Here is a 15,818-nt window from a genome sequence, read left to right as displayed (position 1 = left end):
CGGAAGATAAGTGGATCCTGTTTTTTTCTCGAAATATGACCAAAATCCTTGTGGAATCTTCACGAACTTTGCACCCTGCGTTCGGTATGAAAAATCATCTTATCCTCCGCCATTTTCGAATGTATTTTCCGATCACGTTGTCATGAAAAAGAAATCCATCCTCCTTTTATTGGTATCGAGTCTGGTGATGCTGGGCTTTGCAACCGTGTTTTTCTCACATCCTTTTTCCTTCATGAAAGAATCCAACACAGAGCCGGTCATGTTTGGCCTGAAGGCCGGCGACCCCTATTCCAAAGATTGGGCCAAAGTCGATTCCCTTGACAAACAGGGCCTTCCTGAAAGTGCCTTGAAACTCGTGACCGAGATTTTGCACAAGGCGCAAAAGGATCAAAATCAAACGCAGTTGTTCAAGTGCCTCATTTACACAATGAAGTACACGCAATTCGTTCAGGAAGAAGCAATTGTCAAAAATGTGGCTTTGCTCAGCGAAAATGTCGATTCCGTCCCTTTTCCGCTGAAGCCCTTGTTGCATTCGGTTTTGGCGCAGCATTACCACGCCTATTTTCAGCAAAATTCCTGGCGCTTCTACAACCGCACGGAGACGGAAGGCCTGGATGAGAAGGACTTGCGTACCTGGGACCGCAAGAAGATCATCAATGCGGCAGCGAAGCATTACCATCTTTCCTTGGAGAATGCGGATTCGCTGCGACGCGTGAATCTGGACTATTTCGATGAAGTGCTGTACAAGCAAAACAAATCCCGGCTTTATCGCCCTTCGCTTTATGATTTGTTGGCATGGCGGGCACTCGAGTTCTTCCAAAACGACGAAATGAGCTTGGATCAGCCTGCTTACAAGTTTCAAATCGAAGGAGATGACTTCTTTAAAGATGACGCCGGATTTGCTGCAAGTCGTTGGGAAACAAAAGATTCGTCTTCGAATCTCCTTGCAGCCGTTCAGATATTCCAAGAACTTACCCGGCAGCATCAATGGGACAAAGATCCTTCCGCGCGGGTATTTGTTGCCCGTGAGCGTTTGTCCTTTGGCAAGCAGAAAGCGATTTCGGATCTCAAAGACAGCCTGTACCTCAAGGCTTTGGAGAAATTGGAGTCCCAACACCGCGACCACGAAGTCAGCGCATTTTTGTTGCATGACATTGCAGTTGAATACAACGCACGTGGAGCGGCCTACAATGCTGCCACCTCCGAGGACCACAAAAAGGACCGTGCCACGGCACTCCAATTTTGCGAACAAGCCATTACCAAATTTCCAAAAGCCGATGGGACGGTCGATTGCCGGAACCTTAAACTGGAAATCCTGGAAAAAAGCATGTCCTTGATGGCCGAAAAGATCAATGCACCCGGAAAGCCGTTTTTGACATCCTTGACTTACCGCAATGTTGAAAAGGTTTGGTTCCGAGCGATCAAGACGACCACCGCCATTAAAAATTACATGGCAGAGGACAATTACGAAGATTGGACAAGGAAATTGACCAAGGAGCCTTCCGTCAAGGAATGGAATTTTGCGCTCCCGGTAGACCAAGACTACAATTCGCATAGTGTTCAATTGCCTGCACCGGCGTTACCGGTCGGGGAATACATCCTCTTGGTCGCCACCCATCCTGAATTCAAGAATTCCGGAGAAGGCCTTGCCTATGGCATCACCCACGTTTCGAATATCGGCTTCAGCGAGCGCAGTCTTGGAAGCGGATTGGTCGAATTCGTGGTGTTCAACCGCACGACGGGTGAACCGATGGCAGGCGCTGAGGCGCAGTCTGTCGAGCGCTACTATGATTATGACAAACGCAAGTACCTGACCCGCATCGGCCCTAAGCACATCACGGACAAGGACGGATTTTTTATCCTCAAGAGTGACGGCGACTACAAAGACTATCAAATCGATTTCAAATTCAAGGATGACTTCTTGACGACGAATGACAATTGGTATGTGAGCCGCAACCGTGAAAATCCCATTCAAATGACGAAAAAGACCTTTTTCTTCATTGACCGGGGAATTTATCGTCCGGGACAGACCGTATATTTGAAAGGAATCACGATCGAAACCGATGGTGAACGCAGTAGCATCGTTACGAATTACAGTTCGGATGTTGAGTTTTATGATGCCAACTATCAGAAGGTTGCGACCCAAAACCTCAAAACGAATGAATTCGGCTCTTTTTCAGGGACCTTTGTGGCGCCACAGGGGCAATTGACAGGCCAAATGCACATTCAAAATGCGCATGGAAACGTCTATTTCTCGGTGGAGGATTACAAAAGGCCCAAATTCGAGGTGAATTTTGAGCCGGTCAAGGGCAGCTTTAAGCTCGGCGAAAAGGTGAAGGTCAAAGGCAAGGCTGTTGCCTATGCCGGCTCCAACATCGATGGCGCCGAGGTCAAATACCGCGTTGTCAGCACTGCATCCTTCCCATGGTGGGGTTATTGGTGCTGGGGACGCATCATGCCGCCGACAAGTTCGATGGAAATCACCAGCGGCGTGGGTATTACGAATGAAATGGGCGAATTCGAAGTTGAATTCCAAGCCATTCCTGACCGCTCGCTTTCCGCAGATTTGAAGCCACAATTCAACTATCAAATCAGCGTGGATGTCGTCGATATCACCGGCGAAACGCATAGCAGCAGCACCAACGCTTCCGTTGGATATCTGGCACTGAATGCAGAAGTGGTTCTGGGATCAGAGATTTCCAAAGCCGACAAAAACCGCTTCAAGATCAGCACCACCAACTTGAATGGTCAGCCTGAAGCAGCCAAAGGCACGATCACCATCCACCAATTGCGGCAGCCCGACCGGGTTTTCAAAAGTCGCTTTTGGACGCAGCCGGACAAGTTTGTCCTCAGCCAATCTGAGTTTTACAACCAATTCCCCAATGATCTCTACAAGGATGAATTGGACGAACAGAAATGGGAAAAGGTGAAGCAGGTGTATTCAGAGTCATTTGATTCTGAAAAGAATGACAGCCTTGACCTGAAGCAGTGCAAGAACTGGCCACAAGGGCGTTATATCTTGGAATTGAAGACCCAAGACAAGTTTGGCAGCGAAATTAAGAGCATCAGCTACTTCAATTTGAGCGGGCCTGACGAATCCGGGATTCCGACGCAGGAAAATCTCTGGTACAACGCCGGAAAGTTGGTGTGTGAACCCGGAGAATCTGCCGATTTCACCGTCGGAACCGCGCAGAAGGAGATTTGGTTGCTTTATGAAATCGAGCACAAGCGCAAAACCGTGAGCCGCGAATGGATCAAACTTTCGGCAGGTAAGCGCAATTTCTCCATTCCCGTGGAGGAGAAGCACCGCGGAAACTTCGGGGCGCATTTGATGACTGTGAAGGATGGACGTTTTGCCCATGTTTCGCCGAGCATTACGGTGCCTTGGACCAACAAGGAGCTGAAAATCGAATATGCCACCTTCCGCGACAAGCTCCTTCCCGGTTCCAATGAGGAATGGACCGTGAAGATCAAAGGTCCTGATGGCGAACGTGTTGCGGCAGAACTCGTCGCGGGCATGTACGATGCCTCCTTGGATGCCTTCAGAGGCAATTATTGGAGCATGTACCTGAATCCGAGCTATTACAATAGCCTCAATTGGCAGGAATACAAAAGCTTTACGGTGATCACCACGAGCGTCGTCTCCCAGGATTGGAACCCCGATGGAGAGTCTTTTGAGCAGTATTTTGATGCGATCAACTGGTTTGGATATCCCATCGATTACCTCGACTACCGGCGGATGGTGCATCCCTCACCCATGGCGACCGGTGCAGCGCTTCCAAAATCTGCGCCACGAAGAAGTGCCAACAATGGCGATCGCGAGGAAGCAGAAGGCTATGCTGAATCCGCAGTCATGATGGATTCAGTGGCAGAAGAACCGATGAAAAAGGAGCAATCCGCTTCCGTTTCAAAACCCACTGAATCCGACGGCGAGGATGAAGACAAAAGGGGCGGCAAGGAGGCCAACCTCGGCGATGTGAAAGTCCGCACCAACCTCAACGAAACCGCATTCTTCTTCCCGCAGCTCCGCACCGATGACCAAGGCAATGTGATCTTCAAATTCACGATGCCCGAGGCATTGACGCGCTGGAAATTCATGACGTTGGCGCATACCACGGACCTGAAAGTCGGCTACAAAGAAGGCAGCGTCGTGACGCAAAAGGAACTCATGGTCATGCCGAATGCGCCGCGTTTCTTCCGCGAAGGTGACCAAATCATCTACATGGCAAAGGTCAGCAACCTCAGCGACAAGGACATGGATGGTCAGGCTACCCTCGAGCTGTTTGATGCATTGACCATGAAACCGATCGACGTGGAATTGGGCAATTCGCAGAAGTTGCAAAGTTTCTCCGCCAAAAAGGGCCAAAGCGCTGCCATTTCCTGGACTTTGAAGATTCCATCCGGCATTCAAGCCGTCACGCACCGTGTGAAAGCCGTTGCAGGAACCTTCAGCGATGGAGAAGAAAGCGCCTTGCCAGTCCTGACGAATTCGATGATGGTGACCGAGGCGATGCCGATGCCGTTGCGTCCGCTGCAGACCAAAACCTTTGAGTTCAGGCGGATGATCGACAACAAAAGCACCACCTTGCGCAACCACAAGCTCACGCTGGAATTCACCAGCAATCCCGCTTGGTATGCGATTCAGGCGCTTCCGTACATGATGGAGTATCCCTACGAATGCACGGAGCAGACCTTCAGCCGATACTACGCCAACAGCTTGGCGAGTCACATCGCCAACAAATACCCACGCATCAAGCAAGTATTTGAGCAGTGGAAAACCGCCGGCAAAGAGGCCTTGCTGAGCAATCTGGAGAAAAACCAAGAGCTGAAATACTTGCTGTTGGAAGAGACGCCTTGGGTAATGAATGCGCAGGACGAAGGCGAGCGCAAAAAGCGCGTCGGCTTGTTGTTTGACCTCAACAAGATGGGCGACGAACTCGAGCGCGCCAAAAAGAAGCTGATCAAAGCCCAAGTAAGCAACGGCGGATTTACTTGGTTCCCCGGAATGCCCGAAAGTCGCTACATGACGCAGCATATCGTCTGCGGATTCGGGCACCTCGACCACTTGGGCGTTACGAGCGTGCGCGAAGACAAAGATGTCTGGAACATGCTCGAAAAGGCCGTCGGCTACCTCGATTCACGCATCAAGGAGGATTATGATTGGCTCATTCGCAACAAGGTGGATATGTCCAAGCAGCATATCGGCTGGAATGAGGTCCATTTCCTGTATGCACGCAGCTTTTTCAAAGACATCAAGGTGCGCAGCGGTTGTCAGGATGCTGTGTCCTATTATCTCCTCCAGGCCAAAAAGTACTGGACGGGCTTCAACAAGTACAATCAGGGCATGATCGCCTTGGCCCTCCATCGCGGAGAGGACAAAGTCACGCCGCCTGCCATCATCAAGTCGCTCAAGGAATTCGCCCTCAAAAGCGACGAAATGGGCATGTACTGGAAAGGCGATGGCAACGGCATGTATTGGTACCAAGCGCCAATCGAAACCCAAGCCTTGTTGATCGAGGCATTTGACGAGGTCGCCAATGACCAGGCAAGTGTCGAGGAAATGAAGCTTTGGCTGCTGAAATCCAAGCAGACGCAGGATTGGAAGACGACCAAGGCGACCGCAGAGGCTTGCTATGCGCTGTTGCTCAAAGGCGCGGATTACCTCGCCGAATCCAAATTGGCCGACATCACGATCGGCGGCAAAAAGCTTGATCCCGCCAACGATCCGACCCTCAAAGTCGAGGCTGGAACGGGTTATTTCAAGACAAGTTGGATGGGCAGCGACATTTCTCCGGAAATGGGCAAGGTCGAAGTCAAGAACAACAACAATGTCGCGGCTTGGGGCGCAGTTTACTGGCAGTATTTCGAGCAGTTGGACAAGATCACATTCGCAGAAAACAAAGTCTCGATTCAAAAGGGCTTGTTCCTCGAAGAAATCACGCCAACCGGTCCGAAATTGACCTTGATCGACACCAAGCGCATGCTGAAGCCGGGCGACAAAGTCGTCGTGCGCATCCTCATCGAAACCGATCGCGACATGGAGTACGTGCACATGAAAGATATGCGTGCCTCGGGTTTCGAGCCGATCAACGTCATCTCAAGGTACAAGTACCAAGACGGCCTCGGCTACTACGAAACCACTCGCGACGCCGCCACGAACTTCTTCTTCGATTGGCTGCCCAAAGGAAAATACGTCTTCGAATACCCCTTGCGCGCCACGCACAAAGGTGACTTCAGCAACGGCATCACGACGATTCAATGCATGTATGCGCCGGAGTTTACCTCGCACAGCGAGGGCATCCGGGTGAGGATTGGGGCTAGGTCGCTTCCGAACGGCATTGTTTTCACTTGATTTTGGCGGTGGGCTTTCGATAGGAATTCGGAGGCCCACTGCCATTTTTGGGTGATGGTGAACCATTTTCCAGATTTCCAACGCTTGGTTTTTCAACGTACAAATCCCGCATAAATTCACGAACTTCATCGTTCAGACTAAGTTGTAAGGCGCCAATTAACCATTCGGCACATGAAAAACGAGAAAAAAGCAATCTGGGTGTTCCTGCTGTTGGTGGGGCTGATGACGCTGTGGCTTTGGCAATTTGGTGGGAGCGATCCTGAGATGTTTGACTATCCGGAACCGGAACTCGATCACGACACCTACGGTCGGATGGAAGCGAATCTCAACCAAGGACTGCCCAAAAGTGCCTACAAAGAATGGCAAAACCTTGCGCAAAAGGCCTACTGCACGCACAATGATGCAGAACTTCTAGGCGTGATGTATGCGGGAATGGATATCATCCCACAGGCCCACGAAGACGGTCAGGTCGAGGTGATCTCGCTACTCAAAACCTGGATTCCGAGGTTGCAGTTCCCCATGCGCCAAATGGGGCATTCTGTTCTTGGGGAGGTTTACCGAGGCTATGCGGGAACAATGTTGTGGCGCCAGGTGACCAAACGCAATTGGTTTCCGAAACAAAACACCGACCTGCGCACTTGGTCCCTCGCCAAGTTGTCTGCTGAGGCTGCAAAGGAATATGCACTTTCTTTGATTCCCGCCGATAGCCTGCGCCGTGTGCCGCTGGACTATTTTGATGCGTCTTTCCGAAGTGGGTATGACGGGCGTCGCTATCGGCCATCCATGCTCGATTTGTTGGCCTGGCGGGCCATCGAATTCTATGAGGAACCCAATACCTCCTTGATTCAATCCGCCAATCGCTTCAGGATCAATGATCCCATCGTGTTTGCCACGGGCATCGACTTTGACGCTTTTGCTTTCCCGCAGTCGGATTCCAATTCGTTTGAGCTCAAAGCTTTACAAACCTTTCAGCTTCTGGGCAAAATCATCGCTTTGAGCGTGATCCCGCGGCTCGGGTGATGATTGACTTGGAACGGCTCAAATATGCTGCCGAAAATGCCGTGGTGGAAAATAGTGACGGTCTTTTGAAGCAGCGTTGAATGACCTATATCAAAGAAATCGACGCAGCGACGTGAGTGCATTCGTTGCAGCGGAATTGGCGCTCTATTACATGCGTTTGCCTTACGAACCCGAAGGTGCGACAAGCAAGAAAAATCGTTGGGCAAGAAAAAGAGCCCTTGAACTTGTCGAGGAAGCGCTGGACGAGTATTATGAATCAGACGGTGGACGGTTTTGTGCGAATCTTCGCAACGACTTGCTTTCCAAGGAGATCGACGTGTCCTTGGAAGGTGTTCAAGCCTTAGGTCATCCTTCGTTGGCATCGCTTTCCTACCAAAATGTCGATCAGGTTTGGTGCCGGATTGTGAAGGTCGCTGCAGCGTATGAGCAATAAGGCAAGATTTTTTCCGAAAGGGAAACCAATGAGCAGCTATGCAAAATCAAACCGGAGCATGAATGGACACTCAAACTCCCGCAAGACGGAAGTCTCCGAAATCATCACTTGGAAATGGTCATTCCGGCCTTGGAGGTTGGCAATTACCGGCTCTTGGTTTGCAGCGACTCCGCTTTCACATTGGAAAATCAGGCGATCAATGTCTCAGCGTTTGCCGTTTCCGAAATGGGATTCGTTTCCAGAGAACTTGAGGACGCTGAAATGGAATTCATTGTCTTTGATCGGACGACCGGCGAACCCTTACCGAATGTCGAGACAAAGGTATTTGGCTGTGAATCAGATTATTCCATCAATTGGAGGGAAATTCAGCTACGTAACGTCAGGCACACGGACGCGCAAGGGCATGTTTTTGTTGCAGATTCTATCGAGTCGGGTGCGCATTTTCTGGAGTTCATTCGAGGAAAAGACACCCTCGTTAGCAGGGAAAACCTCTATCCCGATTACCGCGATGAGCTTGAATTGAGCAGCGGGCAGTCCACACGATTTTTTACCGACCGTGCCATTTACCGACCGGGGCAGACGATTTATTTCAAAGGAATCCGAACGCAAATCGATGGTCGCAATGAGCGCGTTTTGGCCGGCGCGACGACGAATGTGAGATTCACGACTGCTTGGGGGAGGAATTCAAGACGTTGGAATTGCGCACCAACGAATTCGGTTCGTTTGCTGGATCTTTTGTGGCGCCGGAAGGGCAAGTAACCGGGGACATGCGCATCGGCGATCAATTTGGAGAGGTATCTTTTTCAGTCGAGGACTACAAGCGGCCGAAATTCGAGGTGGATTTTGAGCCCGTGGTCGGCAGCTTCAAACTTGGGACCGCAGTCAAAGTCAGTGGAAAAGCCGTCGCTTATGCAGGCGCGAGCCTCGCGGATGTGCCCGTGAACTACCGCGTTGTGCGCACTGCGACCTTTCCTTGGTGCGGATTCTGGGGCTGGGGCTATAGCCTGCCCACCACGTCACCCATGGAAGTCGAAAACGGCACGGTCCAAACGGATGCCAATGGCAAGTTCGAAATCGAATTCACGGCGATTCCCGACGAAAGTTTGGAGGGTTCGCTGCGCCCAAAGTTTGACTACGAAGTGATTGCCGATGTCGTGGACATCACCGGCGAGACGCAATCCGCTACCCAAATTGTCTCTGTCGGCTACCAAGCAATCGATTTGACCGTCGATATTCCCGAATCCATCGAAAAAGAAGGATTCGCAGGAGTCAAAATTCAAGTCAACAACCTCAACGGTGAACCCGAACCCACAAAAGGAAAAATCGAAATTCATCGTCTGGAGTCACCCAAAGACTTGATTCTGCCGAGAAGATGGGCAAAACCAGATCAACATATTACCACCAAAAAGGATTTTCAGCGGCTTTTTCCAGACTTGCCTTATGGTGATGAATCGAATGCGGAAGTCAGAAAACGCACCGAAAGGGTTTTTCAATCTACATTTGACACCAAACTCAACGACAGCCTTTTGCTGAAAAACCTTCGCCAACTGCTGCAGGGTGAATACGAATTTGAGGCTAGCTGCAAAGACAAGTTCGGCGCAGAGGTCAAGTTTGTAAAACGCTTCACATTGTATGGGAGAAATGAATCGGAACTCCCTTTTAGACAGCCCCTTTGGGTATCGCCCTTAAAGCAAACATATGAGCCGGAAGAGACGGCGATTTTCGATATCGGCACGTCTTATGAGGACGGTGGATGGATGCTGATGGAAGTGGTGCAAAAAGGCAAAAGATCCGATCCGAGTGGATCTGCATTGGTCAGCATCGGCAGCAATTCAAGTTTCCGATTCGGGAGGAGGACCGGGGTGGCTTCGAGTTTCGAATGCTGTTTGTCAAAAATGGGCGGGTCCATTCGCAGGAAATGAAAGTGAATGTACCTTGGACCAACAAGCAATTGCAGATCGAATTTGCCACTTTTCGGGACAAGTTGCTGCCGGGTGCCAAAGAGGAATGGCTTGTCAAGATCAAGGGTCCAAAAGGGGAGAAGGTCGTCGCTGAACTTCTTGCCACGATGTATGACCAGTCCTTGGATGCGTTTCGGACTCAATCTTGGGAATGGAGAAGATGTACCAATCCTTTGCCGCTTTGTCCTCTTGGGAGGATCAGTGCTTTAGGGCAGCCGACGGAAACACGTTTCAGGATGGATGGAATTCCCCTGCAGGATATGCCAGTTTGGTATTTGATGCTTTGAAATCCCCCGCAGCAATTCCGGCCTTTCCAAGGTCAAGGTCCGTTCCAACCTCAATGAAACCGCCTTCTTTTTCCCGCAACTCCGCACCGATGCGCAAGGCAATGTGATCCTGAAATTCACGATGCCGGAGGCATTGACGCGCTGGAAATTCCGGACATTCGCCCATACCAAGGACTTGAAAACCGGCTACAAAGACGCTGAAACGGTCACCCAAAAGGAATTGATGGTGCAGCCGACCGTGCCACGGTTCTTCCGCGAAGGCGATGAAATCAGCTACAGCGCCAAAATCACGAACCTGAGCGAGGCCGCCATGCAGGGCGTCGCCCAATTGGAATTGCTCGATGCGCTTACCATGAAACCGATCGACGCCGAATTGTCCAACAACACGCCTGTTCAAAATTTCGACCTCGAAAAGGGGAAAAGCGTGTCCTTGAGCTGGAAATTGAAGATTCCTGCCGGCATTCAGGCAGTCACACATCGCGTCAAAGCCATGGCGGGCAATTTCAGCGATGGCGAGGAAAGTACCTTGCCCGTGCTGACCAATTCGATGTTGGTGACGGAGGCGATGTCGATGCCGGTACGTCCCTTGGAAACCAAAACATTTGACTTCCAGCGTCTCCGCACCGTGAAAAGTCCGACTTTGCGGCAACATAAACTCACCCTGGAATTCACATCCAACCCTGCTTGGTACGCGGTGCAAGCCCTGCCTTACATGATGGAATATCCCTACGAATGCACAGAACAGACCTTTTCGAGATTTTATGCGAATGCCCTTGCGAGCCACATCGCCAATTCACATCCACGGATCAAAGCCGTCTTCGATCAATGGAAAAACAGCGACAAAGAAGCCTTGGTCAGCAACTTGGAGAAAAATCAGGAGTTCAAAAACCTGCTGCTCGAAGAGACACCCTGGGTGATCAATGCGCAAAATGAAACGCAACGCAAACGCAACGTCGGCTTGTTGTTTGACCTCACCAAAATGGGCGCAGAGATGGACAGGTCCCTGAAGAAACTCAAGGATGCACAACTGCACAACGGAGCTTTCTGTTGGTTTCCGGGAATGCAAGACAGCCGTTACATCACGCAACACGTCGTCGCCGGCTTGGGTCATTTGGATCGATTGGGGGCACATTCCTTGAAGCAGGACACAGAAACCCGTAAGATGCTCGTCCAGGCTATCGGTGCCATGGATAAAATGATCTGGGAGGACTACGAATGGCTGTTGAAGAATATCCCGGCCGTTGACATGAAAAACCATCATATCGGCTGGGATCAAGTGCATTACCTCTATGCAAGAAGCTTTTTTCCCGAAGTGCCATTTTCAGTGGGCAGCCAAATGGCGGGTTCGTATTATCAGAGCCAAGCCAAACGCTATTGGCTGGAATTCAACCGCTACAATCAAGGCATGATCGCCTTGGCCTTGCACCGAAATGGCGACAAACAGACGCCTGCCGCGATTCTGAAGTCCCTCAAGGAATTCAGCTTCCACGACGACGAGATGGGCATGTATTGGAAGGCGGATGGAAACGGAATGTATTGGTACCAAGCACCAATTGAGACGCAGGCACTGTTGATTGAGGCATTTGACGAGATTGCCGACGATGCCGAAAGCGTCGAAGAAATGAAAATCTGGCTCTTGAAACAGAAGCAAACGCAAGATTGGAAGACGACCAAGGCGACGGCAGAGGCTTGCTACGCATTGTTGCTGCGGGGCACGGATTTCCTTTCGCAGTCCAAACTGGCAACGATCACTGTCGGCGGAAAACAGCTTGATCCGTTGAAGGATCCCAAAATCAAGGCTGAAGCCGGCACAGGCTATTTCAAAACGAGTTGGTCAGGGAGAAGCCATCCAACCCACAATGGCCAACGTGACCGTAAGAAACAACAATCAAGTCGTCGCTTGGGGCGCGGTTTACTGGCAATATTTCGAGCAATTGGACAAGATTACCTTTGCGGCGAACAAAGCCAAAATCACGAAACAGCTCTATTTGCAGCAAAATTCGGCGAATGGCCCCGTGCTTGTCGCAATTCAGTCGGGTCAGAAATTGCAACCCGGCGACCTCGTCAAGGTGCGTATCATCATCGAAACCGACCGCGACATGGAATACGTCCACCTCAAAGACATGCGGGCAAGCGGATTCGAACCGATCAACGTGCTGTCACAGTACAAGTACCAAAATGGCCTCGGCTACTACGAAACCACCCGCGACGCCGCCACCAACTTCTTCTTCGATTGGCTACCCAAAGGAAAATACGTCTTCGAATACCCCCTGCGCGCCACGCACAAAGGTGAGTTTTCAAATGGCATCACGACCTTGCAATGCATGTATGCGCCAGAGTTTACCTCACACAGTGAGGGTATTCGGGTGAGGATCGGGGGGTAGATTTGTTCTTGGTAAATGCCTGAAAACCAATGGTCCTGCCTCGATTCTTGGCGGAATTGATAAGGGGCCGATGGTTGCGTGCCCAATCAAAATATCTACCACGGTTACTGCCCAACATAACAGGCATTCTCCCGCCCGGCGATGTTGAACCTCCGCACAAAACTCTTCCCCGAGCTGATTTTCCAGCGACCTCAACGGTCCATTTGGTCCTTCCAGAATTGAATTTTCCATCGAGGACATTCGCAGGGTAGCCCATTTTGTCGCCTTCGCCAGCAAAGATGCCTTGGACATAGCCTGATTTTTCTTCAACGAACTTCCCGTTTGCGTCGAGCATGCGGTACGTAACTTCCGACAGGGTTTCAGGCCTTCCTTCGCCGGTCCAGACCAAACTTAATTCGGCACCCTCGACATGCATTTTCAGTACTGAATTGATGTAGCGGTAGGGCTGAACCTTCAACTGATACCCACTTGGATTCCAGACATTGTTTTCGCCGCCGATTCCTCTTGCGAACTGCAATGCCCTGATCACCAAAACTTCGCCACAGAATATTTTGTGATAATCATAACTTACCCAACCGTAACCGTTTTCGCCCCAAGTGGTACCCCAGGAATTTTTGATGAGGAATCCCTTTTCGTTGTAGCCCACGATGGAAACCGCATGGCCTTCTTTGGCGACGAAGTTGGTATCGGTGAATTTGGCCAGAATTTCGCCACTTTCCACTTGCTCAGCCAATTTTGCATTCAGGAAGCTGGCCCGAAAGTAGGGGATGAATTCGCCATCGACCTCGACTTCCAGGAAATCCTCTGGGCGCAACATTTGCTCCTCCGTCGCTGGGCAGGAGAACCAGTATTTTCCCGAAACGCCATATCCAACAGGGATAGCCTTCACGCCATTGTCCAGTTGCTGCTGGATCCACGCCACGTCTTTGGCGGCTTCGTCTTTGCGAAGGTTCATCAAGTTCCAGTTCAGTTTGAAGGTATAGTCCTGAAAACTCAGCATCCCGTAAAGATTGCTTTGAATATCGGCACGCATTTTTTCGGAGTCGGTCGCATCCTTGGCCCAAAGCGGTTTGAATGGCGTGTACGGCGCTTCCGATTCGGCAACGGTACCTTCGCGCTGCAAAATGTCGCAGTAGAAGGAGAGTGGCGCGCCTTGATCGTATTCCTCCATCTCTTGATAATGGTTGAGCTTCGCCCAAGCGTAGATGTATTGCTCGCTCAGGTCGGATGGCACCCCCGGAAAGGTCTCCATGGCGGCCACCACGGCAAAAGCGGTGCAAGTTCCGCGGCTTTCTTGGTTGCGAATCGGCGATTGGAATTCACGGTAATCGACCCGTGTATTCTGCACGACCTGCGCCAAGGCGACAACATGAACCATCATCGCCAAAATCACCAAGCTTCCAATTCGTTTTCCCTTTTTCATACGCAAATGCTTCAAAACAGCCTCAAAATAGTGAATTCCTACCAAGAACGGAATGAATGAACTTGGTTACAGACCTTGGTTGGGAGAAAATCATGTTTCTTGATCGTCCAAGGCCAAGGGAAAATACAAGATAATTGACGGTCAGGGCCGGATTTCAACTTATCTTCATCCCGATGAAAACGGAAAAGGAAAACATTCCCGCGTGGGTGCTCGCGTATCAGCGCAAGCAAGAAGAATTTTGGCAACGCACCTATCCTTCGATGTCGTGGGAGGCCAAGGTGCAGCATTGGGTGAATGGCTTCAAGGAAATGATGCAAGCAAGCACGACTTCGGGGGCCGATCCCTACGAAGGGTTTAATCCGATGGCCTACGAAGAATGGAAAACGCAGGAGCCACGCATCGATGAGATTTTGAACCAGCTTGAAGATCATATCCCAGGATTTGATTCATCCTTGATCTGGGTTGGAATCCGGAAGGGTTAGCATTGAATGTTGCAGGGAACCATACGATTTCTCGGTCTCCATTGCGGGCATCTCAATATGCAATCACAATCCAATAGGCAATCCTGAACCTATTGCTAGGCCATTCAATTCAAGGGACCTATGGATGGATATTGGGCAAAAAATATTATTTCCTTCAAAATTTGTGGTAGAAGTCCCAGCCTTGGTAAGTACTCTTAAGAAAGTAAATCCCATCTGGCAAGGCATCGATGGCGAATTTTCTGGATGCAGTTCGCAAACCACCGCCATGGACATTATAATCTGGGCTTCACTAGCTTAATCATTTTCGGAAGTTTAACTGATCTGTTGCAGGGTTTGGATAAATGCGACTTCATTAGGTTGGCTTTCTTGTGAAGTTGACATGGTTGTTGAATGCCCCAAAATCGTACCATTGGTGCCTACGGCCCATCCAGCTGTGTTGGTAGAGAACTCTATGGCAAGGAGGGAATTTGGCGTAACGGAATCTTGTGTCCACGCTGCCCCACTGTTGGTGCTTGTCATGACATAGTTGCTATGAACCGCATATCCCTTAGAATGGCGACAGAAATGGATGCATTCAATCGTCGAATCCATTACTGCTTTGATTTGTCCAAGAGCTGCCCCATGTTGGTCGTTCGTTTAACGAGACCATTTGTTCCTGCCATCCAACCATAGCGATCGTCTATAAAGTCAATGGATTTAATGGTTTCCGTGTGGCCCGTTGTTAAAGGCGTCCAGCCCGCACCGCCGTTGGTTGTGGATTTCACTTTGCCATTTTCGCCGGAAAACCATCCAAGGGGAGTTGCAAAACTCAGTCCATACAAATCCTCGGTCAGTCCAGAACTTTGTTGAGTCCACGTTGCGCCAGCATCTATGGACCTGCGGATTGCTCCCCCATTTCCTACGTAGTAGGCCCAATTTCCTGGGGAGATTTGAACACGGTTGATGCGTGGGAGACGCCTGAACTAACTTGCATCCAATTAGTTCCTCCATCGGTTGTCCTGACAACTTTACCATTTTCGCCCACGGCAATTCCAACTGAAACATTGGTGAACGAGACAGACGTCAGGTGTGACGTGGTGCCAGAGTTTTGTTGTACCCAAGTTTGACCTGCATCCGACGTCGTCAAAATCACGCCATCATTCCCAACCACCCAACCTTGGGTTGCTGAAATAAAATCCAACCCGTCAGCGTAGTGGTAACGCCAGAAACTGAGGATTCCAAAATTGGGTCCAAGCAAATTGAAAAGCATGCAAGCAAGGAAGATTAAAATAATTCTTTTCAGTGCAACGTGTTGGAGAAAACTTTTCCGAAGATAAACAAATGCCCAAATGTTTTCTTCGCAACGAAGGTATTGGAAGGAAAATTCCCCACTGCTCAGTTTAAAATTTGCGGGACATATCCCCGTTTATGAATCATCCGTGGTTTAGGAGGATATCGGAAAGGATAGGGTTTGACCAGACATTCCGTAACCCATTA

At 50.2% G+C, this 15,818-nt stretch carries 13 protein-coding genes and 1 pseudogene; 9 read left to right on the top strand and 5 right to left on the bottom strand.

From position 1 onward, the window contains the following. Nucleotides 1-142: 142 nt before the first annotated feature. From IPN95_18345 to IPN95_18315, 7 genes and pseudogenes are all read left to right on the top strand, one after another. Nucleotides 143-6,352, top strand: coding sequence for a hypothetical protein (locus tag IPN95_18345; protein ID MBK9451327.1), 6,210 nt, complete (start codon nucleotides 143-145; stop codon nucleotides 6,350-6,352). Nucleotides 6,353-6,523: 171 nt separating this feature from the next. Next, entirely contained in the window at nucleotides 6,524-7,372 is an 849-nt protein-coding gene (locus IPN95_18340; GenBank protein MBK9451326.1) for a hypothetical protein, read from the top strand. A gap of 112 nt (nucleotides 7,373-7,484) precedes the next feature. Continuing rightward, nucleotides 7,485-7,805, top strand: coding sequence for a hypothetical protein (locus IPN95_18335; GenBank protein ID MBK9451325.1), 321 nt, complete (start codon nucleotides 7,485-7,487; stop codon nucleotides 7,803-7,805). A 114-nt stretch (nucleotides 7,806-7,919) separates the two neighbouring features. Beyond that, entirely contained in the window at nucleotides 7,920-8,564 is a 645-nt protein-coding gene (locus tag IPN95_18330) for a hypothetical protein (GenBank protein ID MBK9451324.1), read from the top strand. Then, nucleotides 8,504-9,727: a hypothetical protein gene (locus tag IPN95_18325; protein MBK9451323.1), complete on the top strand. Its 1,224-nt coding sequence runs from the start codon at nucleotides 8,504-8,506 to the stop codon at nucleotides 9,725-9,727. The genes IPN95_18330 and IPN95_18325 overlap by 61 nt, the downstream gene beginning before the upstream one ends. Further along, nucleotides 9,724-10,053 (top strand): hypothetical protein, encoded by a 330-nt coding sequence (locus tag IPN95_18320; GenBank protein ID MBK9451322.1) that lies wholly within the window; start codon nucleotides 9,724-9,726, stop codon nucleotides 10,051-10,053. The genes IPN95_18325 and IPN95_18320 overlap by 4 nt, the downstream gene beginning before the upstream one ends. Nucleotide 10,054: 1 nt before the next feature. Then, nucleotides 10,055-10,372 (top strand): annotated as a pseudogene (locus IPN95_18315) (hypothetical protein). A gap of 143 nt (nucleotides 10,373-10,515) precedes the next feature. Here IPN95_18315 and IPN95_18310 read toward each other — a convergent pair. From IPN95_18310 to IPN95_18300, 3 genes are all read right to left on the bottom strand, one after another. Then, nucleotides 10,516-10,677, bottom strand: a complete 162-nt coding sequence (locus IPN95_18310) for a hypothetical protein (GenBank protein ID MBK9451321.1) — start codon at nucleotides 10,675-10,677, stop codon at nucleotides 10,516-10,518. A 169-nt stretch (nucleotides 10,678-10,846) separates the two neighbouring features. Next, complete coding sequence (locus tag IPN95_18305; GenBank protein MBK9451320.1) at nucleotides 10,847-11,314, bottom strand: hypothetical protein; 468 nt, start codon at nucleotides 11,312-11,314, stop codon at nucleotides 10,847-10,849. Nucleotides 11,315-11,374: 60 nt separating this feature from the next. Further along, entirely contained in the window at nucleotides 11,375-11,710 is a 336-nt protein-coding gene (locus tag IPN95_18300; GenBank protein MBK9451319.1) for a hypothetical protein, read from the bottom strand. Between the two features lie 202 nt (nucleotides 11,711-11,912). Here IPN95_18300 and IPN95_18295 point away from each other — a divergent pair, with 202 nt between their 5' ends. Next, nucleotides 11,913-12,437 (top strand): hypothetical protein, encoded by a 525-nt coding sequence (locus IPN95_18295; GenBank protein MBK9451318.1) that lies wholly within the window; start codon nucleotides 11,913-11,915, stop codon nucleotides 12,435-12,437. Here the strand turns inward: IPN95_18295 and IPN95_18290 are convergent. Then, nucleotides 12,394-13,818: a C1 family peptidase gene (locus IPN95_18290; protein MBK9451317.1), complete on the bottom strand. Its 1,425-nt coding sequence runs from the start codon at nucleotides 13,816-13,818 to the stop codon at nucleotides 12,394-12,396. The two genes, IPN95_18295 and IPN95_18290, sit on opposite strands and share 44 nt — an antisense overlap. 215 nt (nucleotides 13,819-14,033) lie before the next feature. On the opposite strand from IPN95_18290, the gene IPN95_18285 reads away from it, so the two are divergent. Next, nucleotides 14,034-14,342 carry a hypothetical protein gene (locus tag IPN95_18285; GenBank protein MBK9451316.1) on the top strand — a complete coding sequence of 103 codons (309 nt, stop codon included), beginning with the start codon at nucleotides 14,034-14,036 and terminating at the stop codon, nucleotides 14,340-14,342. 898 nt (nucleotides 14,343-15,240) lie between these two features. Here IPN95_18285 and IPN95_18280 read toward each other — a convergent pair. Next, nucleotides 15,241-15,591: a hypothetical protein gene (locus tag IPN95_18280; protein ID MBK9451315.1), complete on the bottom strand. Its 351-nt coding sequence runs from the start codon at nucleotides 15,589-15,591 to the stop codon at nucleotides 15,241-15,243. Nucleotides 15,592-15,818: the final 227 nt, after the last annotated feature.

The sequence above is a fragment of the Bacteroidota bacterium genome (genome assembly GCA_016718825.1).
Taxonomy (GTDB): Bacteria; Bacteroidota; Bacteroidia; order J057; family JADKCL01; genus JADKCL01.
The sequence above is the reverse complement of the archived record's forward strand: the minus strand, read 5'-3'. Positions and strand labels throughout refer to the sequence as shown.

Bases quoted from the DNA above. Each gene is read 5' to 3' on its own strand.
- IPN95_18345 (MBK9451327.1), top strand. From the start codon at position 143: ATGAAAAAGAAATCCATCCTCCTTTTATTGGTATCGAGTCTGGTGATG.
- IPN95_18340 (MBK9451326.1), top strand. From the start codon at position 6,524: ATGAAAAACGAGAAAAAAGCAATCTGGGTGTTCCTGCTGTTGGTGGGG.
- IPN95_18330 (MBK9451324.1), top strand. From the start codon at position 7,920: ATGGTCATTCCGGCCTTGGAGGTTGGCAATTACCGGCTCTTGGTTTGC.
- IPN95_18320 (MBK9451322.1), top strand. From the start codon at position 9,724: ATGAAAGTGAATGTACCTTGGACCAACAAGCAATTGCAGATCGAATTT.
- IPN95_18305 (MBK9451320.1), bottom strand. From the start codon at position 11,314: ATGATGGTTTTTCATGTCAACGGCCGGGATATTCTTCAACAGCCATTC.
- IPN95_18295 (MBK9451318.1), top strand. From the start codon at position 11,913: ATGGCCAACGTGACCGTAAGAAACAACAATCAAGTCGTCGCTTGGGGC.
- IPN95_18290 (MBK9451317.1), bottom strand. From the start codon at position 13,818: ATGATGGTTCATGTTGTCGCCTTGGCGCAGGTCGTGCAGAATACACGG.
- IPN95_18285 (MBK9451316.1), top strand. From the start codon at position 14,034: ATGAAAACGGAAAAGGAAAACATTCCCGCGTGGGTGCTCGCGTATCAG.
- IPN95_18280 (MBK9451315.1), bottom strand. From the start codon at position 15,591: ATGCTTTTCAATTTGCTTGGACCCAATTTTGGAATCCTCAGTTTCTGG.